The sequence below is a fragment of the Candidatus Bathyarchaeota archaeon genome, from assembly GCA_025059045.1.
Lineage (GTDB): Archaea > Thermoproteota > Bathyarchaeia > Bathyarchaeales > DTEX01 > JANXEA01.
Genome location: JANXEA010000010.1, coordinates 32,885 through 52,749, shown reverse-complemented (window position 1 = coordinate 52,749; position 19,865 = coordinate 32,885). Strand labels below are relative to the sequence as shown.

The following is a 19,865-nucleotide window of genomic DNA, read 5'->3' as shown; positions in this document are numbered from 1 at the left end:
AAGTTTTCTTAATAATTCGAAGAACCATGCTTAATTATTTTTCGTCTCTTTGCCGCTCATCCATTATGGGATTATCCCAATCTTAATGCATTCTCCACTTCCCATCTTATTCAGCGCCTTCTCCGTCTCTTCGAGTCGCATCCGCTCCGAAATCAGCGGTCTTCCATTAAATCTTCCAGAAGATATAAGTTTGAAGGCTTTGTAGACTGAGAAGGGCGTATGATGGAATATTCCCTTCAATGTCAGATCCTCATAATGTATCCTTTCCGTGTCTAGCTTTATCGTTGAGCCTGAGGGGCATCCGCCAAAGAAGAGGGTTGTTCCAGCTTTTCTCGTCATTTGGACAGCCGTCTCCCAAGTTTCAGGTAGGCCGACAGCTTCTATTACGATGTCAGCGCCTAATCCATTGGTTAATTCTTTTACGCGGCTCACCTGATCCTCCTTGGAGGCGTTGATAAGTACATCGGCTCCAAGCTTCTCCGCGGTCTTCAATCTCTCCTCGCGAAGGTCTGTAACGATCACTCTTGAGGCACCCTTCATCTTTGCGAGTTGAAGGTGGATTAGGCCTATTGGGCCGCTACCTATTATCACTACTGTGTCGCCTAAGCCGATGTCGGCGGCTTCGCATCCGTTAATCGCGCATGCAAGCGGCTCAAGCAGCGCGGCCTCCTCAAATGAGACATTCTCAGGAATCTTGTACGTGTTCTGTTCAACGATGGGTGCTGGGACTAGAACATACTCGGCGAAGGCTCCGTCGACACTGAAGCCTATCAGCGTTTCCATCAGATGTTCGCATAGGTTAGGTTTACCAACCTTACAGAAGAAGCATGTGTTACAGGGGGCTGAGTTAGCAACTGAAACCCTATCACCAACGCGAAACCGACCTGCCGCCTTATCCCCCGCCTCTGCGATGATTCCAGAGAATTCATGTCCAAGGGTGACTGGAGGCTTGACTTTCGGGTGCCCCCTTTTATACATCTTAACGTCAGTGCCGCATGTCAACGCAACCTTAACTTCGACTAGAATATCTCTCGGTCCAACCTTCGGGATACCTGTATCCTCGACTTTGACGTATCCAGGGGCATGGAATCTAAATGCCCGCATCGATCTTCCCATTATACTTGTCCCAACCTTCTGGAAAGCTGCTCAAGAATTTAAGATTTAGGATCAATGCCCAGGCGTTGATACATTTTTATCGGAGAAAGATCCATTCTCGTCTAGCATACTTCTCTTTGCAGAGGACCCCAGATATCCTCGCCTCATCCATGGTTAGGCTGCTCTCAACTAACATTATTGAGAACGCTTTTTCAAACGACTTTTTCAGCCGGGATGTCACTCTCCAGATCGAGATGCTGCACCCTAGCTCATCTATCAGATTTGTTACGGGTCTTCTCCTACTACTGACATTTGAATTTTTATCCTGACTTGCTCTAGCCTTCAAGACTCTATTGAGAAGATCCAGGTCTGAGTTTACTAGGAGTGTTCCATGATGGAGTATTGTCCCCCTTCTTCTGGCCTGGGCGTTACCGGAAATCTTCTTTCCGTTAACCATTATGTCGCTTGGAGGGCTGAAAACCGCGCTTAACCCCAAATCTTCAAGAAAAGTGATGACACCGCTTACAAAGAACCTGTGGGAGCCGGCAACATCTAAACCCTTAATTGAGGGATGGTCCGCCTTGATAATTATGCTATAATTCAGGTTTCCATGGTCGTGGAACACTGTGCCTCCGCCTGAGAACCTTCTGGCAACCCTTACCCCTTCAACCTCGCATATGTCTAGATCGACCTCGGCCTCCACGCTTTGTGAGTAGCCGACAACCACTGCTTTATCATTTCTCCAGAACATGACCGTGGGCGGGGCTCTCATCTCCGCTACCGAATGGAATACAGCCTCTTCGATTGCCAAGTTCATCTCAGGCCTGTTAGGCGAAGCGAGATTCAGAAGCCTCCATTTCTCCATACCTTGCTCCATCTTTCGCATCCAGTTCCAGGTAACTATTTAATTCTAATGGTTGGTTAGTTATTATGTTATTGGATATGGAAGCGAGGTTCTTTGATGAAGGCTGTTGTGAAGGTGAAGCGTGGACCAGGAAATGTTGAGCTTATGGAAAAAGAAGTTCCAAAGGTGGGATTTGATGAAGTTTTGATCGAGGTTAAGTACACAGGTATCTGCGGCACTGACATCCACATCTATCATGACACAGCATTCTACACTCCCCCCGTTGTCCTGGGCCACGAGTATTCCGGCGTAATCGTCGAGAAGGGGAGTGGGGTTAAGGATTATGATGTAGGAGACCGTGTGACTTCTCCCGCGACAATACCATGCGGAAAATGCTATATGTGCAGGACAAACCATGCTAATCGATGCGTCGGAGACAAGCGTGTCCTTGGCTCTCATAGGGCGGACGGGACATTCGCCAAATACGTGAATGTACCCGCAAGCATCCTTCATAAAATACCTGAAAACCTGCCTTTCGATGAGGCGGCTATGGTCGAGCTTGTCGCATGCGTGGTGCGGCTCGTTTATGAGAGGGTGTGCGTTCAACCCGGGGACACCGTCGCGGTTGTTGGTCCTGGACCAGCTGGTCTAGTTGCGCTTCAGGCTGCAAAGGCGGCTGGCGCAGGCCTTGTTGTGGTAACTGGGATAAGGGCGGATAAGGAACGATTGGAGACCGCGAGAAGCCTCGGCGCGGATGTAACCGTGAACTGCGACGAAGAGGATCCTGTCGAATCGGTGAAAAGTTTGACTGATGGTTTAGGCGTCGATGTTGTTCTTGAGGCGAGCGGCGCACCTTCGGCTAGGAGGCAAGCGTTTCAGTTGGTGAGAAAATGCGGGAGAGTCGGGTTGCTTGGGCTCGGGAAACCATCAGAGATGGATTTAGACCGGATTGTTGAAGGAGAGCTTGATGTGAAAGGATCTTGGGGAACAGTGTGGACAAGTTGGCGGAGAAGTATAACGCTTCTGAGCCAAGGTAAGATTAGGCTAGCACCGTTAATAACGGCGAAGCTGCATCTTGAGGAGTGGAGTGAAGGCTTCAGGATGATTGAGGAGAGGAGAGCGCTTAAAGTTCTTCTGGCTCCATGAGAAATCAGGATGCACGCACAAATCACCAATTATCTCAGAAAAGGAGCTTTTATAAATGGCTTAAGCGAAGATTAGGGACATGTCAGGATCGGCTGGAAATCCCATATTTGACGTAGCAGTTATAGGTGCGGGTATAGGAGGGTATGTGGCCGCCATAAGAGCAGCACAGCTCCAGAGGAGCGTTGCTCTAATAGAGAGGGAGAAGGTTGGCGGAACCTGCCTGAATTGGGGATGCATACCTACTAAGACCATGCTCTCCATAATCAATCTGTTTGAGACAGCTAAGAATTTCGGCGATTTAGGGCTTAGGATGGAGGGTATAGATCTCGGCAAAGCTGCTGAGAGAAAGGATGCTGTGGTTAATAGGCTCTCAAGCGGCGTGCATTATCTGATAAAGAAGAATTCAATCAAACTCATTGAGGGCAAGGGAACTATAAAGTCAAGAGACACGATTCAAGTCTCAACCTCAAATGGAAAGGAGGAGACAATTAGAGCGAAGAATATAGTGATAGCCACGGGATCCAATGATGCCAGGCCGCCTGAGTTCAGGGTTGATGAGAAGTCAGTCTTAACAAGTCGATCAGCATTGAGTATTAGGGAATGTCCGGAAAGTCTCGCAGTGATAGGGGGAAGCATCATAGGCATCGAGATGGCCGTCATCTTCAACGGCTTAGGCTCCAAGGTTAAGATCATAGAGTCCGCAGCCTCTATATTACCCTCGTTCGATAGGGAGATAGGCGCGGCTTACCAAAGGATTCTGCGGAGGAAGGGAATAGATGTTGTAACAGGATCAAAGGTGGCGGCTGTGACCATTAGACCTGACTCCGGGGTTAGGCTGATGGTAACCTCTAACGGGTCGTCGACGGAGGTTGAGGTGGAGAAGGCATTGATCTCGATGGGAAGGAGGCCATCAACGGAGAATCTTGGTCTTGAAAATGTCGGCCTTCAAATGAGGGAGGGCTTCATATTAGTTGATAGGCATATGAGGACGAATGTGCCGAACATCTATGCGGTGGGAGACGTTACTGGAGGGAAGATGCTTGCTCATGCAGCTTTGGCAGGTGGAGTCGTCGCCGCTGAGAATATAGCTGGCTTAAACTCTGTCTTCGACCCTAAGATTATGCCTTCATGTGTTTACTGTAAACCTGAGATCGCCTCTGTCGGCCTTTCGGAGGAGGAGGCGAAGAGTCAGGGCTATGATGTCGCGGTTGGCAGGTTTCCGATGCTGGCCAATGGAAGAGCCCTATCGCTAGGCGAGTCTGAGGGCTTTGCGAAGATCGTATGCGATAGGAAGACAGGCGAGATCTTAGGCGTCCATCTGATAGGCCCAAATGTTACCGAAGTGATAGGTGAGGCTAGCTTAGCCATCAAGCTTGAATGTACGGTTGAAGAGCTGGGAAGCCTGATACATGCCCATCCAACTGTTAGTGAGACGTTAATGGAGGCTGCAAGGGCTGCGGTGAACAAGGCGATACATGCCTAAGATGGTTTGATACTTCAGCAATAGGAATCTTAAGAGGCATCTGGACATGTGTGAGAGGAGATGATAAGGCGCTTTTCAGTCTAAATCAACTCTGGTAGGATCTTATGAATGAGTATTTCTATGTTGTCGACGAGAATGACAATGTTATTGGATGTGCGAGTAGGGAAGCGTGCCACTCGGGATCGGCTCTTATCCATAGATCCGTATACATCTTCGTGTTGAACAGTAAGAATGAGCTTTTCATTCAGAAGCGTTCTATGACAAAGGATCTTTACGCCGGTTATTACACGGGATCTGCAACTGGACACGTTGACTATGGAGAGGACTATGAGACCGCGGCTAAAAGGGAGTTGAGAGAGGAGCTTGGCATAGATGCGCCGCTGAGGATGATAGGTAAGGTTAAGAGTTTCTCTGAAACGGAGCGTGAGATCTCCGCCCTTTTCATCTGCCACTATGATGGCGAGTTAAAATACAATAGGGATGAGATTGTTGAAGGTTTCTTTCTCAGCTTAGACGAGATAAAGCGGTTTATAGAAAGTGGAGAGAAGAAATTTGCATATGGGTTTAAGGTGGCATTCAAAGAGCTGTTAAGGCATATTGGAGCCGACAAAACCTAAAAAGATTAAGCCCGTTATATTAAATGCTGGTTAGAGGGCTATTTTTTGGCCGGGGACGTCTTTCTCCTTCTACATGAGAGAGTAAGGTCGGCTCTTAAAACCTTCGGGATATCCGAGCCTACTGAGCCACAGGCAGAGGCAATCCCCGCGATACTGCGCGGCGAAAATGTCTTACTGGTCGCCCCCACAGCAAGCGGCAAGACAGAGGCTGCCCTGCTCCCAGTATTCTCAAAGATCCTTTTAGATGATGAAAGAAGGGGGATCTCCGCCCTTTATATAACTCCGCTTAGGGCTCTAAACAGGGATCTGTTTGGAAGAATAACCAAGTGGGCTGATCTATTAGGATTCACGGTTGAAGTCAGACATGGAGACACAACGATCAAAGATCGCCAGAGGCAAGCTAAGAAGCCGCCTGACATCTTAGTAACAACCCCTGAGACATTACAGGCTATTCTGCCCGGAAAACTGATGAGGAATCATCTGAGAACCGTGAAATATGTGATCGTGGACGAGGTTCACGAGCTGGCTAGTGATAAGAGGGGAGCCCAACTTTCAGTCGGCTTGGAAAGGCTTGCCATCCTAACTAGCCGAGAGTTCCAGCGGATCGGGCTTTCAGCCACTATCGGCAACCCTGAGGAGGTAGCGGCGTTCATCGCAGGATCTGAGGGTAAAATCAGAACGGTAACAGTCTCGCTTCCAAAGAGCTGGAGCTGCTTCATAGAGCATCCTGCCCCCGTTGAGGAGGATTATGAGCTCGCTGAAGAGCTGAAGACTACGCCTGAAGCGGCGGCGCGAATTAGAAGGATTGGAGATCTAGTGAAGAACCATACGTCTACTCTGGTCTTCGTTAACAGCAGAACCAATGCTGAGATGCTTGGCCACCATCTGACCCGTATATCCCCGGACATTGCAGTTCACCATAGCTCTATCTCAAGGGAAGAGAGGGAGGCGATCGAAGATATGTTTAAGAGGCGAATGTTGAAGGGCCTTGTCTGCACAAGCACGATGGAGCTCGGCGTAGACATTGGCCATGTTGACCTGGTAATACAGTACCTGTCGCCTAGGCAGGTTTCTGCTCTTATCCAGAGGGTGGGAAGGAGTGGGCATAGGCTGGATTTGACGTCGAGAGGCGTGATCATTACGGCATGTCCAGACGATGCCCTGGAGTCGATAGCTGCCATCCGACTTGCCGTGAGAAAACTCGTGGAGCCAATAAAAATCCATGTAAATGCGCTTGACGTCTTAGCCCATCAGATTGCTGGGCTCCTCCTAGATCTAAGCGAGAGTAGGATTGATGAGGTATTCAACATTGTTAGGCGTGCATATCCATATAGGGGGTTGCCAAAGGATAAATTTCTTGAAGTTGTAAGATATCTTGCCCATTTAGGCCTGATAAACGTGGATGGAGATGTTTTGAGGAGGAGATGGAGGACTAGGCGCTACTACTACGAGAACCTCTCGATGATACCTGATGAAAGAAGATACCCGATTATCGATGTAGTGACGGATAGGAAGATAGGGACCTTGGGCGAAGAGTTTATGGCTTTGAGGGCTAGAATAGGCTTAAGCTTCATATGTAAAGGCAGGGTCTGGCGGATAGTTCAGATAGAGGATGAGACCGGCGATGTTTATGTCGTCCCCTCAGATGATCCTATAGCGGCGATACCCGGATGGGACGGCGAGATGATTCCTGTGCCTTTCCGGTTGGCGCAGGAGACAGGTAGACTCTTGGAAGAAATTGCTGAGGAGCTTAAGCTGGCCACACGTGTTGAAGAGGTGATTGAGAATCTAGCCGATAAGCTTTCGGTTGACCCCCATGTTATATGTGACGCTGTGGGAGAGGTTGATGAGCATATAAAACGTGGTATGCCGCTTCCCACCCATAGACGTATAGTTATAGAGGCATTCGACCGGTTTCTGATAGTTCACGCATGCTTTGGAGACGCTGTCAATCTGACTTTAGGATGCATATTCGACTCGGTCCTCTCGGATCATGAATTGATTGTAGGTTGGTGGAACGACTCCTATAGGATCTTAATTGAGACGCCGCGAGGAGTTGAACCATTCGTACTTGATAGGGTCTCATCCCTAATCTTTAATCTGTCGGATAATGATGTCAAAAAAGCTTTCGAGGAGTATCTGGAAGCCCGGTTCCCCTTTGCTGATAGGATGAAGTTTGTCGCTGAAAGGTTTGGGGCGCTACCGAGGGGTAAGATTCTCGGCCCGAAAAGGCTTGCTGAACTCCCTAAAAGGTTCAAACGGACCCCGATCTATGATGAAACGCTTAGAGAGGCAGCATTGGAGAGGGTGGATCTCGAGTCCGCAGTGAAGGTTATCTCCTCTGCAAGGTCTGGTGACATAGCGGTTGAGAAAATATGGGTGAGGGAGGCACCTTCACCGCTCGCCTACCACATCCTAGCTAAGTACTCCGATCTCTCTGAGATGATGGCTCCCAAGCATGTTCTCATCAAGAATGTTGATAGGATGAGACGTGCGATCGAGGCGCGCGTGGTCCAGCTGTTCTGCATCTCCTGCGGGGAATCGTCGGGCAGGGTTAGGGTGAGAGATATCCCGGAAAGGCCTATCTGCGAAAGATGCGGCTCAGGGTTGATAGCCTGCCTCAAGAAGGGGCAGGATCCGACGCGGCTCAAGGGCATCCTTTCTCGAAGGATGAGCGGGGAGAAACTCGGCGATGATGATGTTAAGGAGCTGAGCAATGCGAGGAGATCCGCTGATCTCGTTCTCAGTTATGGAAGGAGGGCCATAGTTGCACTTCAGGTTTTAGGCGTCGGCCCAGAGACTGCGTCAAGGATCCTGGGAAAAATGTGGGTTGACGAGAATGAATTCTACATAGATCTGCTTAGGGCGAAGATACGGTTTTTGAGGACCAGAGAATACTGGGAAGACTAGGATATTAAATGTTATTCCTTTATAGCTCCGAGGACAAGTGCAAGCAAAGCCATTCTGACGATGACGCCGTTTCTCACCTGCTCAAAATATTTCGCGAATGGTGTTGAGTCTACTTCGACTGTAATCTCATCAACCCTTGGAAGCGGGTGCAATATTATTAAGTCCTTTTTCGCGGCTCTAAGAACCTTAAGGTCAACGGCATATGAACCTTTAACCTTCTCATACTCTGCAAGATCCGGGAACCTCTCCTTCTGGATCCGTGTAACGTAGAGGACATCTGTCTCCGGCAGGACTTCTTCAATCTCCTCGTACTCTGCCACTTTTATCTTGTCACTTATGCTTTCCAGGACTTCACGCCTCATCTTCAGTAGGCTTGGCGAGACAAGATTCAGCGTCACATCGTATAATGAGAGAGCGTAAGCAAGGGAGTGAACTGTTCTTCCATATCGTAGGTCCCCCATGATCGTCACGTTCAGGCCGTCAATCTTCCCCTTAGCCTTTATGATCGTGTAAAGGTCAAGTAGCGCTTGAGTTGGATGCTCCTCTGCGCCTGAACCGCCATTTATAACAGGGATCGTTGTATACTCCGCAGCGTATCTAGCCGCGCCCTCTAAAGGATGCCTTATAACGATGACGTCTGAATATTTCTCTACCACCCTCACAGTGTCGGCTAGTGTTTCTCCTTTGTGGATAGAGCTGACTCCGGGTTCGTCAAACCCTAAGACGTTTCCCCCCAGTTTATACATTGCCGTTTGAAAGCTTAGCCTAGTTCGTGTGCTCGGCTCGAAGAATAGGGTTGCCATTATTTTCCCCTTTAGCATGTCTGAGCCCTTTTCCGCCAGAGGCTCAAATGTCTTAGCCATTTCAAGAATGTAGTCGATCTCCTCACGTGTGAAGTCCTTTATTGAGACTATGTCTCTGTTAACAAAGTTCGGTTTAGTCTCCATCTTTGCGTCAACACCTTGATTAGGAGAATATTGCGGTATGGAAATTTAAGCCTTAATTATGCAGAATGCGAATACTCGCCTCACAAACGTCATTGTCTGAGCGTATTAATTGTTAGGATAGTTTTTTATTTTGTTAACGACTAGTTAAGTTTGGCGGATTCAAAATGTCTAGAAGGACATTAAGGGTTTCTAAGATAAAGAATGGCACCGTCATCGATCATATAACGAAGGGGCATGCTCTCGACGTAGTAAAGATCCTGGGAATTAATGGGCACTCATGCAAGGTTGTATCGATAGCGATGAATGTTCCTAGTGGGAAACTAGGCATTAAGGACATTGTCAAGATTGAGGGACGCGAATTGAATCCTGAAGAGGTTGACAGGATCGCTTTGATAGCGCCTCATGCAACCATAAACATCATCAGGAACTATAGGGTCGTAGAGAAACAGTCTGTGAAGCTCCCCCAAGTTTTATGCGGGATCGTCAAATGTACCAAGCCATCATGCATATCGAATAGTAGGCACGAGCCTGTCAAACCCATCTTCTACGTTGAGAAAGATGAACCGTTGAGGTTAAGGTGCCACTACTGCGGCAACATACTCGAGAAAGAGGATGTTCTCCAACAGTTCTAGCCTTCGACCTGCTTCTGACAGTATGAAGTGAAGCGTCTTGAAGCACATCCTTCTCTTAACTGGTAGGCCGGGTGTAGGTAAGACGACTATTATCTTTAATGTTGCCGAAGCCCTAAGGGCTAGAGGATTTACTGTTGGGGGCATGATTAGCCGTGAAGTCCGTGAAGGCGGAGTTAGAGTCGGGTTTAAGATCTACGACATTAGAGGCTCAAGAGAGGGGTGGCTTGCCCATTTCGAGCGGAAGTCTGGTCCCAGGATTGGCAAGTATGGGGTCTGCCTTGATGATCTTGAGAGGATCGGCGTGCAGGCAATCTTTGAGGCGGTTAAGACTGCAGACGTAATTGTGATCGATGAAATAGGGCCTATGGAGCTTTACTCTAATCGGTTCAGGAACGCTGTATCAGCGGCTATGGAGAGCGGGAAGATTCTCGTTGGAACCATCCATTATAGAGTATCCGATCCATTTGTTGCGGATATCAGAAGACGGAGAGATGTTAAGATAATTGAGGTTGACGAAGAGAACAGGGTAAATCTAGTAGGCGAAATCATGGATGAAGTTCTGAATTACCTACAGCCTAAGGATTCTAGTTAGGAGAGTCCTTGTTAATGTTGATTGGCGGGGTTGACGATGCTGGGAGGGGCGCGGTTATCGGGCCTCTGGTCATTGCTGGTGTAGCTATTCAGGAGAGTGATCTCCACAAGATCGTTAGCTTAGGCGTAAAGGATTCGAAGCTTCTTTCGCCAGCTAAAAGGAGTTCTCTCGCGGCTGAGATCAAACGTGTCGTTGAAGCCTACAGTGTGGTCAGACTGGCGCCTGCCGAGATAGACGCTGTTGTTGAGAAAGGCGGTAGACTATACCGTCTTAATAGACTTGAGGCACGGGCCATGGCGAGGGTTATAATGGAACTCAAGCCCCAGATAGTCTACGTTGACGCCTCAGACGTTTATCCGGAGAGATTCAGGGATCATATAGCAGAGAATATTCCTTTTGATGTGCATATAATATCCGAGCATAAGGCAGATAGGAACTATCCAATCGTGTCCGCGGCATCCATCATTGCGAAGGTTGACCGTGACTCTATAATCGCCGAGTTGAGGAGGGAGTATGGCGACTTCGGTTCCGGCTACGCGGCTGATCCTAGAACTGTTAGGTTCCTTGAGGATTGGGTTAGGACCCATGGATCTTTTCCAGAGTTTGTGCGTAAGTCTTGGGATACGGTCAAGAGAATAAAGGGTTCCTATGACCCATCGCAGCGTAGACTAATCTAAATCCAAGGAGGACATATGAACATATTTTTGCTGCCAAAGGCTGAGTTAACGCTTCGTCGTTTCTTGAAATAGTTTCCTAACAGCTGAGATTCTAGCCTTCTGTGCTAATGTATCGGTGCTCACAATATCTAGAGCATCTTCTGGACACCATTCAACACATTTTGGTTTGCCGTCACAAAGGTCACATGTGAACACAACTCTCTTTTCAGGGTGTATCATAATCGCACCATAGTCGCATGCTTCAATACACCATCCACAGCCATTGCACTTGTCTTCATCCACCAGAATGATACCTGTCTCCTTCGATTGAGTTAAGGCGTCTCTTGGGCAGGCGGTAACGCATGGTGCATTCTCACATAACCTGCACGCCAAGGACATGTTTATAAGCGAGTCAAGGCGGACAACTCTTATCCTAGACTTCAAAGGATTAAACACCTTTTCCTTCTCGTATGAGCATATGTACTCACAGACACAGCAGCCCACACATTTTTCAGGATCTGATGAAACGAATTTCCTAGCATGTATAGATGCCATTTTTGCTTTCCTCACTTCTTGATTTTACCTTCAACAATATATGCCAACTCATCCATCTCAAGTTCATTGAGCTTATCTGGTGTTGGAATTCCATCTCTAGTCCATCCGCGGTGGGCGTAGTAGTCGTCTAGCATGAAGTCAAGTTCCTCTTGGGAGATATAGCTGCCCTTCGACACACAGTTGTCTGGAATCGGGGTGCTCATCACTTTTGGCGGCAGATGATCATCTTTTCGTGTGAATCCTTCTCTAATGTTGAAGAGCCTCCCCAAATTGTTTATTCTTTCACCAGCTCTCCTCATCTCTTTAGGGGACATTTCTATTCCCGTTACTAAACTGTAGTATCGTGCTAGATCTTCAAATTCCTTATAGTATACGCCCCTAGAAAATTTGCAAACCATTAGAGAATCAATGATCGTGTAGAGATCCTCTATATCTATGACGTATTTTGAGCGGCCCTTCTCCACTTTAAACCTGTCCACAGCCCCCTTAAGATCTATTGCGTAGGCACCATGCCGGTTATGATCAGCTCCCCGAAATGAAACCGCATAGCCTATGGCCGCAGTCTTTAGACCTCTAATATCATAACCAGTCATCTCAAGCCCCTTGATATGGTTGGCATATTTCTCTGCGCCCTTGCCTATCTTTTCAGCCGCCCTCTTCACCCCCTCCGCCAAAATGTCGCCTAATCCCTCACGCTTTCCTATCTTATGCACCATCTCAATCATGGCTTCCGCATTCCCGAAACGAAGTTCTAAACCTCCTGTATCATTCTTTGATAAGATTCCATGCTCATAACAGTCCATCGCGAAACCTATAATGTTGCCTGTAGAAAGGCTGTCCAACCCATAGAGATTGCATAGCTCCATCGCTTTTATTATTGCGTCAAGCCTGTCCACGCCGCAATGTGGACCAAAAGCCCAGAGCGGCTCGTACTCGACCCGCGTCGTAGTCCCCTTATATGGGCCTTCAGATACTATTGCTAAGTGCTCACATCGCATGGCGCAGGATGAGCAGCCTACGATTTTGGCAACGAACTGTTTATTCAAGTATTCTCCACTCACCAGCTCGGCGCCCTCAAAAGTGGCATTCGTGAAGTTCCTTGTCGGCAAAGCGCCGAGGGAGTTATGCACAAGAACATTAAGCGGGGTCCCAAGTGTACGGTATTTTTCAGTTGCAGGCCCCCTCATTCTCTCATGAAGCATCTTAACGAACTCTAGGAACTCTTCAGGCTTTGCAACCGCTATGTCTTTTGTTCCGCGGACCGCAATTGCCTTAAGATTCTTAGCGCCCATTACTGCTCCAAGGCCTGTACGACCTGCGGCTCTAGTCTTGTCATTCATGATGCATGCTACACGTGCCAGTTTTTCTCCAGCCGGTCCTATCGCTGCTACCCTAACATAGTAGTCTCCCAGATCTTCTCTTATCATGTCTTCTGTCTCTTGCGGGGACTTTCCCCATAATGCCTTTGCATCCATCAGTTGGACGTTATCATCATCTATCCATACATAGACTGGTTTTTCCGCTTTTCCCTCAAATATGACAGCGTCATATCCTGCTCTCTTCAACTCTGTGCCGAAGAACCCATGAGACTTTGACTCGCCAAGCCCGCCTGTGAGGGGAGACTTAGAAACGAAGGCATGCCCATTTCCCCCAGTAGGAGCGATTGTCCCGCTTAACGGACCCGTTGTAAGAATAAGCGGATTCTCTGGACTGAAGGCATCCACCCCGGCTTTTGAATTCTTAATCAGCAGATACATTCCAAGCCCGATTCCGCCAATATACCTCTTGGCCACAACCTCTTCTAATGGACTTAAGGAAACTTTACCATTCGAGAGATTTATGCGTAGAATTTTACCTGCATAACCGTACACTTACGCTTACCTCCACGCCAAGATTGTGTTCCCGCTCAGATATTTAACATTTTTAGAGACTCTTTTCCCCTTCCTTAGACTTCGCATATTCATTGAGCCATCTTGCAACTTCTCTTAGCACCGGATGATCTGAAACGTCTATTACTGGGATCTCTAAACCGCTTACTTTGATCGACGAGGAATATTTAGGCATCAGGGTGAAATTAACTGAACTCCAGAATACTCTGCCCCTGAGATAATTATCCATAAGATCATTCGTGTCAGGCGCCAATGGGAAATAGATGAAAAGCACACCCTCAGCCCACTGCGCCATCACCGGCAAGCCGGAGTGGATTATCTTTGCGAACATTTGGCTCAATCGGTCATTTGAGAATTGGAAGCAATCAAGTATTACAATTTCCTTTGCTGGTTTGTAGATGACCTTCACAGTTTCTCCTCTTGACTCATTCTGAATTCTCTTTCTTCGACCCTTCTGCTCTCCCCTTCCATTGTCGGAACCCAATTCATGTCTCCTCGCATTAGAAAGAATCTTTCGCTTAAATTTGTTTCTCCAATCATTTCGGGTGTTAATTGGTTACTCGCTTGCTAATCATCGGCTAACATCTCAAGTTTATGAAAAGAGATAAATAAAATCGCAGATATTAACATTTGTGTATAAATAGCCTCGCAATTATACAAAAATTATACGGAAGCGGTATATATGTCTACACATCTAGATGAATTAAAATTTAGATTGGCCACCGTTGAACTTCTGAGGATCGCGAAGAGCACAAAAAAATTCACTTATCGGGAGCTATCTGAGAAGACAGATCTGCCCGTCACAGTATTAAGTAGGTATGTTAAGGGGCATGTTCTGCCTAATATGGAGCGGGCGCGGGCCCTCTGGGACTCCCTCTACAAACTTGTCGGTCTTGAAACAGAGTTTCGTAAGAGGATAAAATTTGACAGTGAAGGATACTTTGACAATACATCCATAATCGGCGACATAAATCTGCTTAGGCAAGCCTCAAGTTACGTATTGGCTAAGTTCGCTGGAAAACGGATCACGAAAGTATTGACAGCTGCAGTTGACGGTGTGCCTCTTGCAACGATGGTTGCGAATACGTTGGCCGTGAACCTCGTCGTGGCAAAGCAGAGCAAAGAGGTTGGAGTCCCATCATTTCTTGAAGAAACCTACACTCTCGCCGGATCCGGTTTCACGGTAACCCTCTATATACCACGGGACTCGATAAAAAGAAGAGACAGCGTCCTAATTGTAGATGATGTCATAAAAAGCGGTGACACCCAATCGGCGTTATTAAACTTGGTGAAGAAGGCGAAGGCAGAAGTTTCCGGGGTTTTCGCAATGATAGCGGTTGGCGACTCTTGGAAAGAAATTTTAAGTAAAACGCATGATTGCCCTGTGGAGGTAATACTAAGATTATAAGACCTAACAATTAGATGTCAACGTGTTTTTTCCTTTTTCTTCCATCGTAGATTCTTGCTTCTACACTTTCTACATTTCTTAGCTGTAGGAGCATTTCTAACTCCGCATTCTCGGCATATCTTTAAGTTCAACCTCTTTTTTTGAGCTAAGCTTCTCTTGAACGGATCAGTTATCGGCATCTTTTCCTCTCTTCTTTTGTTATTGCTTCCTCTTCCCTGAAAGAAAGAAATCAATATATATCTTTTGGTTGAGAAAGATTGGATCAAACAAAAACGTACCGCAAGGTATTTATTCACGAAATGGAAGGTTAAGTCTGCAGCGTATTAAAAAGCAAAGAAGAGGAGGCGGTGAAATGGCAGAAAGCAATTCAGTGCTGATTGGACGTAAGCCCGTAATGAACTATGTCCTCGCATGCATCACCCTGTTTCACAGCGGAGCTAAAGAAGTCAACATCAAGGCAAGAGGACGAGCGATAAGCAGAGCCGTCGATGTTGTCGAGATCACTAGGCGAAGATTTCTACCAGACGTTAAGGTACGCAACATCACAATCGGTACGGAGCAGGTAACGGCAAAGCAAGGCGGCGAGGGGGGCGAAGCGTCCACAAACGTCAGCACAATAGAGATAACATTGACGCGTTAAAGCGAAGGCTCGCATATGCCCCATCACTCCTCCTTTTTCTGGGAGGGGAAAAACTCGCGTGAAAGCGGAGATATGTCAGTTTTGCCTAAAAAGTGGAATCCTATGTTCAAAATGCAATGAAAAAGTAAGGAAAGGTGAAGTAAGTAAGCTAGACCTTGAGATAGGTCGCCTTCTCGTCTCCCTTGAAGAACAGTATCCGCCTCTTCAAAGCGTCTATTTCCATAAAAGCGTTGAGGCTGATGGGCTTATAGCCATATTCGTTGGGCAGGGAGATATTGCAAAAATTCTGAGTTATGGCGGGAAAATAATAAAACATCTTGAGCGGGCCACTAACAAATCGATAAGGGTTCTTGAATACAATTCAAGCGAGAGAAAATTTCTTGAAGATCTTTTCGCACCAATGAGTATACTCACCATTAATAGGATATGGCTGCCTGACGGGACAATGGAGACAAAAGTTGTTCTAAAAGGCAAAGAGAGAAGAGAAGTAACGAGACAAGCGAAAGCATTGGCAATGATTGCAAAAAAGGCTCATGGTATTTCCCTTCGGATAGAGTTCGCCGACTAGGACGGAAATTTGGAAATGACAGGCGGCAAAGAAGAAAACTGGCATAGAACACATTATTCGACTGATATTACTCCAGAAATGGATGGCTCCGAAGTTATTGTACTCGGCTGGGTGAGAGAAATCCGAAATCTTGGCGGAATAAGATTTATTGTTCTGCAGGATAAGAAAGGGAAAATCCAGGTAACAGTCTCAAAGAATGAGGTTGAAAGGGAAGTCATGGAGAAAACGGATTCACTACATAGGCAAGACTGTATAGGTGTAAAAGGCACCGTCAAAAAGATGGATAAAGCTCCTAGAGGGGTTGAGTTAATACCAAAAAGCATCAAGGTATTAGGAGTAGCAAAGCACCCTCTTCCCATTGACATTTCCGGAAGAACCCCGGCAGAAATCGATGTCAGATTAGATTCGAGAGCACTGGATTTATGCAGTGATAGAAATCAAGCGATCTTCAGAATTCGGCATGTGGCTTTGCAGACAATCCGCAATTTTTTATCAGAAAATGGGTTCTTAGAGGTACATACCCCTAAAATAATTGCTTCGGCGACAGAAGGCGGAGCAGCCCTCTTTCCAATACTATATTTTGAGCGTGAAGCATTCTTAGCGCAGAGTCCACAGCTGTATAAGGAGGAATTGGTAATATCCTTTGAGAGGGTCTTTGAGATTGGTCCTGCATTCAGGGCAGAAAAATCACATACACGGAGACACATCACAGAGTTTACATCGGTCGACATTGAAGAAGCTTTTGCAGACGCTGAGAAGGTTATGACTTTAGCTGAAGAACTTATCCGCAAACTTTGCATCGTAATCAATGAGGAATGCCGAGAAGATCTCCAAATATTAAAAAGCAGAGTTGAAATACCTGAGGTTCCATTTAAACGCTTAACGTATGATAAGGTCATCGAGGAGCTGAAAAAAGAAGGTGTTAAGATAGACTGGGGAGAAGATATTCCAACAGTAGCTTTCAAAGTTTTGGGTAAACTCCATCCATACTTCTACTTCATAACAGACTGGCCTAGCAGGCTCAAACCCTTCTACATCAAGCCTCGCGATGATAATCCTCAACTGAGCGAAGGTTTTGATCTTATGTGGCGTTGGATAGAGATCGCATCTGGTGGTACACGTGTACATAACAAGGATCTTCTAATCCAGAGGCTTAAAGAGCAGGGCTTACAGCCTGAATCGTTCAAATATCACCTTCAATCTTTCGATTACGGCATGCCGCCACACGCCGGATGGGCCATAGGCCTTGAGAGGCTTATCATGATGTTGACTGGTATTAAGAATATTAGGGAAGTAATCTTCTTTCCAAGAGACAGGTTTAGACTGACACCCTAATCTTCTGTTAGAAGCCTGCTTCGACCGGAAATTTCGGCTTCATAAACTCTCTGAGAACGACAGTTGCATATGATCCTTTCTGAAGTGTAAAGCTAAAGTGAACTTTAACCTCTCGCGTTTCACGGTCAACCTCCCCAGGTGCGTGGAAGTTTAATATAGGACTCAAAGCTCTCCTAAATCCTCCCGCCGCACTAATCTCAAGCATCTTCTCGACGCGGAAAGATTCGTGGGTGACCCCCTCCTCTTCGAGTACATCGTTCTCGATCTCCCCTTGTATTCCACCAGAAAAACACCGTCTAAAACCAGGCAGCGGTAAACAGACCGCCATCCTACCCTTTTCAACGCCATCTCTTATTCGCGTTATGTTGCTTGCCATCGTTTTCTCATAATTGCCTGTTGGTAGCCCCTTATCATCTAAAATAACAACGTAATCTCCCTCCTGCACCTCCCTAAGCGGGATAGATCTTTTCATCCTTTCGCTGAGAAAGCGGTTGAAGAGAAATGACTGATAGGCATGAATGAAGATTACCCTTATTTCTCTCGGCAACCTTCTGAATGCCCCTAGGAAGTCGCCTGGATATTTAGCAAGATGCGTCAACATTAACCTCTCATACACCAATCTCCTCGGGAACAATTTAAGTGCCCCCCTGAAGTCTCTCGTATCTTGCAGGTATCTTCTCGCCTCACTTACATTGTGTGATTCATAGGGGCTCGTGGATGAGAGATAGAGAAGCGCCGCCCTCTCCCACTCATTCCTGAGGAGAAGGTAGCCTACCAGATGCGTAATCGGTCTCACCGTTCCAAAACGTTGGTGGCCGAAGAAGTTCGGTATCCCTCCAAAATCGTCAAGTTCCCTTTTTATCTTCTCAATTCTCTTAGATGTGGTTGTTATGTGGCACTTTATTGATCGCACATTAATCCTAAACCGGTTGCCAAAAAGATTTTTTGGCGAAATCTTTTCTGAAGAAGATTTAACTGGGTAAACTCTTACATCATCATTTAATCTGAGATCTGAGATCTTCTTAGGTGAGACTCCTCCTATACTTATGTATTGTCCTGTTAGTGCTTGAGCATCTTTTAGGCCTGCAAAACCTATCTGATCCACAGGTATGTTGAGTGCCTCTGCTATTCTACGAACGGCGGAAATAGTCTCCCAACCATTCTTAATTAGGAGGCATATTACATAGCGATCAAGCGCGAAAGGCGTCTGCGGCGGGTTGGTGTCTACTGAAGCTATGGAGCCATCGGTTAATATCTCTTCAACAATGAAATCCTCATTCGAGACGCGTATTAATCCCCCAATTCCCGGAGTCTTTGAAGCATAGGCTTCTATTCCAAGTTTTACCTCGATATCAGGCACTTTCAAATCGTTAGCCTCAACCCTTTTCAGTAGAGTGGAAGATTACCTGTTATCTTGTCGATGAAAACTGTTGGGGCCGGACCTATGCCCAAAGCTGTTATTGTGTTAGGCGGGACTTCAGTTAAACCCATATCGGAAATAAGCGAAGCTGGGAGCCCAGATTCCCGTGCCTTTCTTTCTAGTTCAAGTAGTTCTTCTACAGAAGAAACCTTTAAAACAATCTTGCATTGCCCTTCCTTCATCCATTGATCCACCCACGAGTTATTCATTTTTCTCGCCTCCTCGCAGGCTGAAACCGATGCGTGACAAGCTTGAGCGGCCGCCTTCCCGCCGCTCATCTTTAAATCTGCTCTTAAAACTATGACCTGCTTAAACTTGAATTCGCCTTTCTTGCTTCCTTCCAACATGGACACCAACCGGCACAAAATAGTATGCAAGATACATTTAACCGTATATCCCATCATATTAGAAAGAAATATTTGAGGGGCAAACACTCTGTGCATATCTGGACATTTGATAATAGGTTCGCATGCGCCCAGACCCGTGAATATAAAGTATGAGAGTTGGAATTCCGATTTGATTAGGAAGATGAGTATTAGCCAAGCAGGTCTTCCGGACGCGGGCTCAGGGTGATTGGAAGTGGATTATGAATCCCTCTGGGAAGTCATGTCTAAAACAATCACTGAGCTCCGCAAAAAAGGAGAAATAATACCCGCGAATGTTATAGCTGATCTGCGGTCAGCAAAGACTATGATTGAGATCTCAAAGGTTAGCGCGGCTCATGTAGATAATCTATCCAAGATAGAGGAATATTTGGGCAGAGTTGAGGCTTTCATCTTGCCCGCAGCGAAAAAGGTTCTTGGCGAACACTACTGCGAAGATATTTATTGCAAGATTTTAGAGGCATACAAAAGCACCAAGCCATTTTCCACCGTAACCCAGAGAAAATTTCCTGTAGGAATACCAAGAAATAAAAAGTGGATAAGATTAAAATCCTCAGCGGAGATCCCCATGGAGAAAGCTATTGAATTATCCGATAAGTTTGGATTAAAGTTTATAATTGAAGATGGTGGCAGAATCATAATTTTCGGCGATGAGGATAAACTCAAATCTTTTCTAGAGGAGGTTAAAAATGCCTACCTATGATTCAAAATGCTGTCTTAAAATATTATTTTCCCCTAATTTGAA

Annotated in this window: 21 protein-coding genes; 12 read left to right on the top strand and 9 right to left on the bottom strand. The window is 46.5% G+C overall.

The features are described from left to right. Positions 1 to 63 precede the first annotated feature (63 nt). Together NZ952_03620 and NZ952_03615 are read right to left on the bottom strand one after the other, a co-directional pair. Complete coding sequence (locus NZ952_03620; GenBank protein ID MCS7120274.1) at positions 64 to 1,116, bottom strand: zinc-dependent dehydrogenase; 1,053 nt, start codon at positions 1,114 to 1,116, stop codon at positions 64 to 66. A gap of 76 nt (positions 1,117 to 1,192) precedes the next feature. Further along, positions 1,193 to 1,960, bottom strand: coding sequence for a lipoate--protein ligase family protein (locus NZ952_03615; GenBank protein ID MCS7120273.1), 768 nt, complete (start codon positions 1,958 to 1,960; stop codon positions 1,193 to 1,195). Positions 1,961 to 2,056: 96 nt separating this feature from the next. On the opposite strand from NZ952_03615, the gene NZ952_03610 reads away from it, so the two are divergent. The 4 genes from NZ952_03610 to NZ952_03595 all read left to right on the top strand — a co-directional run bounded on the left by NZ952_03610 (position 2,057) and on the right by NZ952_03595 (position 8,095). Beyond that, positions 2,057 to 3,085, top strand: a complete 1,029-nt coding sequence (locus NZ952_03610) for an alcohol dehydrogenase catalytic domain-containing protein (protein MCS7120272.1) — start codon at positions 2,057 to 2,059, stop codon at positions 3,083 to 3,085. Positions 3,086 to 3,164: 79 nt separating this feature from the next. Then, entirely contained in the window at positions 3,165 to 4,568 is a 1,404-nt protein-coding gene (gene lpdA / locus NZ952_03605; protein MCS7120271.1) for a dihydrolipoyl dehydrogenase, read from the top strand. Between the two features lie 104 nt (positions 4,569 to 4,672). Beyond that, complete coding sequence (locus tag NZ952_03600) at positions 4,673 to 5,185, top strand: NUDIX domain-containing protein (GenBank protein ID MCS7120270.1); 513 nt, start codon at positions 4,673 to 4,675, stop codon at positions 5,183 to 5,185. Between the two features lie 45 nt (positions 5,186 to 5,230). Continuing rightward, positions 5,231 to 8,095: a DEAD/DEAH box helicase gene (locus NZ952_03595; protein MCS7120269.1), complete on the top strand. Its 2,865-nt coding sequence runs from the start codon at positions 5,231 to 5,233 to the stop codon at positions 8,093 to 8,095. Positions 8,096 to 8,106: 11 nt separating this feature from the next. Here NZ952_03595 and pyrB read toward each other — a convergent pair whose 3' ends face one another. Beyond that, positions 8,107 to 9,042: an aspartate carbamoyltransferase gene (gene pyrB / locus NZ952_03590; protein ID MCS7120268.1), complete on the bottom strand. Its 936-nt coding sequence runs from the start codon at positions 9,040 to 9,042 to the stop codon at positions 8,107 to 8,109. 164 nt (positions 9,043 to 9,206) lie between these two features. Between pyrB and pyrI the strand changes: the two genes are divergently transcribed. From pyrI to rnhB, 3 genes are read left to right on the top strand one after another with little or no spacing between them, the layout of a single operon-like run. Continuing rightward, positions 9,207 to 9,674 (top strand): aspartate carbamoyltransferase regulatory subunit, encoded by a 468-nt coding sequence (pyrI, locus tag NZ952_03585; protein ID MCS7120267.1) that lies wholly within the window; start codon positions 9,207 to 9,209, stop codon positions 9,672 to 9,674. A gap of 37 nt (positions 9,675 to 9,711) precedes the next feature. Further along, complete coding sequence (locus NZ952_03580; protein ID MCS7120266.1) at positions 9,712 to 10,266, top strand: NTPase; 555 nt, start codon at positions 9,712 to 9,714, stop codon at positions 10,264 to 10,266. Positions 10,267 to 10,280: 14 nt separating this feature from the next. After that, entirely contained in the window at positions 10,281 to 10,943 is a 663-nt protein-coding gene (rnhB, locus tag NZ952_03575; GenBank protein ID MCS7120265.1) for a ribonuclease HII, read from the top strand. A 45-nt stretch (positions 10,944 to 10,988) separates the two neighbouring features. On the opposite strand, the gene NZ952_03570 is transcribed toward rnhB, so the two are convergent. Genes NZ952_03570 through NZ952_03560 form a run of 3 tightly spaced genes read right to left on the bottom strand, consistent with a single transcriptional unit; the run spans position 10,989 to position 13,850 of the window. Next, on the bottom strand, positions 10,989 to 11,477 hold the full coding sequence (locus NZ952_03570) for a 4Fe-4S dicluster domain-containing protein (protein MCS7120264.1): 489 nt from the start codon (positions 11,475 to 11,477) through the stop codon (positions 10,989 to 10,991). A gap of 11 nt (positions 11,478 to 11,488) precedes the next feature. Further along, on the bottom strand, positions 11,489 to 13,348 hold the full coding sequence (locus tag NZ952_03565) for an aldehyde ferredoxin oxidoreductase family protein (protein ID MCS7120263.1): 1,860 nt from the start codon (positions 13,346 to 13,348) through the stop codon (positions 11,489 to 11,491). A gap of 52 nt (positions 13,349 to 13,400) precedes the next feature. Continuing rightward, the gene (locus NZ952_03560) at positions 13,401 to 13,850 is read right to left on the bottom strand and encodes a hypothetical protein (GenBank protein MCS7120262.1); all 450 of its coding nucleotides are present in this window, start codon (positions 13,848 to 13,850) and stop codon (positions 13,401 to 13,403) included. A gap of 198 nt (positions 13,851 to 14,048) precedes the next feature. Here NZ952_03560 and NZ952_03555 point away from each other — a divergent pair, with 198 nt between their 5' ends. Next, the gene (locus tag NZ952_03555; GenBank protein MCS7120261.1) at positions 14,049 to 14,774 is read left to right on the top strand and encodes a phosphoribosyltransferase family protein; all 726 of its coding nucleotides are present in this window, start codon (positions 14,049 to 14,051) and stop codon (positions 14,772 to 14,774) included. Between the two features lie 17 nt (positions 14,775 to 14,791). On the opposite strand, the gene NZ952_03550 is transcribed toward NZ952_03555, so the two are convergent. Further along, the gene (locus NZ952_03550; GenBank protein MCS7120260.1) at positions 14,792 to 14,953 is read right to left on the bottom strand and encodes a 50S ribosomal protein L40e; all 162 of its coding nucleotides are present in this window, start codon (positions 14,951 to 14,953) and stop codon (positions 14,792 to 14,794) included. A gap of 173 nt (positions 14,954 to 15,126) precedes the next feature. Between NZ952_03550 and albA the strand changes: the two genes are divergently transcribed. From albA to aspS, 3 genes are read left to right on the top strand one after another with little or no spacing between them, the layout of a single operon-like run. After that, a complete protein-coding gene (gene albA, locus NZ952_03545; protein ID MCS7120259.1) occupies positions 15,127 to 15,414 on the top strand; it encodes a DNA-binding protein Alba in 288 nt (95 codons plus the stop codon). A 58-nt stretch (positions 15,415 to 15,472) separates the two neighbouring features. Continuing rightward, a complete protein-coding gene (locus tag NZ952_03540) occupies positions 15,473 to 15,982 on the top strand; it encodes a hypothetical protein (GenBank protein ID MCS7120258.1) in 510 nt (169 codons plus the stop codon). A gap of 15 nt (positions 15,983 to 15,997) precedes the next feature. Continuing rightward, complete coding sequence (gene aspS, locus NZ952_03535; GenBank protein ID MCS7120257.1) at positions 15,998 to 17,317, top strand: aspartate--tRNA(Asn) ligase; 1,320 nt, start codon at positions 15,998 to 16,000, stop codon at positions 17,315 to 17,317. A gap of 7 nt (positions 17,318 to 17,324) precedes the next feature. Here aspS and truD read toward each other — a convergent pair whose 3' ends face one another. Then, positions 17,325 to 18,677 (bottom strand): tRNA pseudouridine(13) synthase TruD, encoded by a 1,353-nt coding sequence (truD, locus tag NZ952_03530; protein MCS7120256.1) that lies wholly within the window; start codon positions 18,675 to 18,677, stop codon positions 17,325 to 17,327. 26 nt (positions 18,678 to 18,703) lie between these two features. Next, positions 18,704 to 19,081, bottom strand: a complete 378-nt coding sequence (gene pth2 / locus NZ952_03525) for a peptidyl-tRNA hydrolase Pth2 (protein MCS7120255.1) — start codon at positions 19,079 to 19,081, stop codon at positions 18,704 to 18,706. Between the two features lie 235 nt (positions 19,082 to 19,316). On the opposite strand from pth2, the gene NZ952_03520 reads away from it, so the two are divergent. Continuing rightward, complete coding sequence (locus NZ952_03520) at positions 19,317 to 19,823, top strand: DUF2096 family protein (protein MCS7120254.1); 507 nt, start codon at positions 19,317 to 19,319, stop codon at positions 19,821 to 19,823. Positions 19,824 to 19,865: the final 42 nt, after the last annotated feature.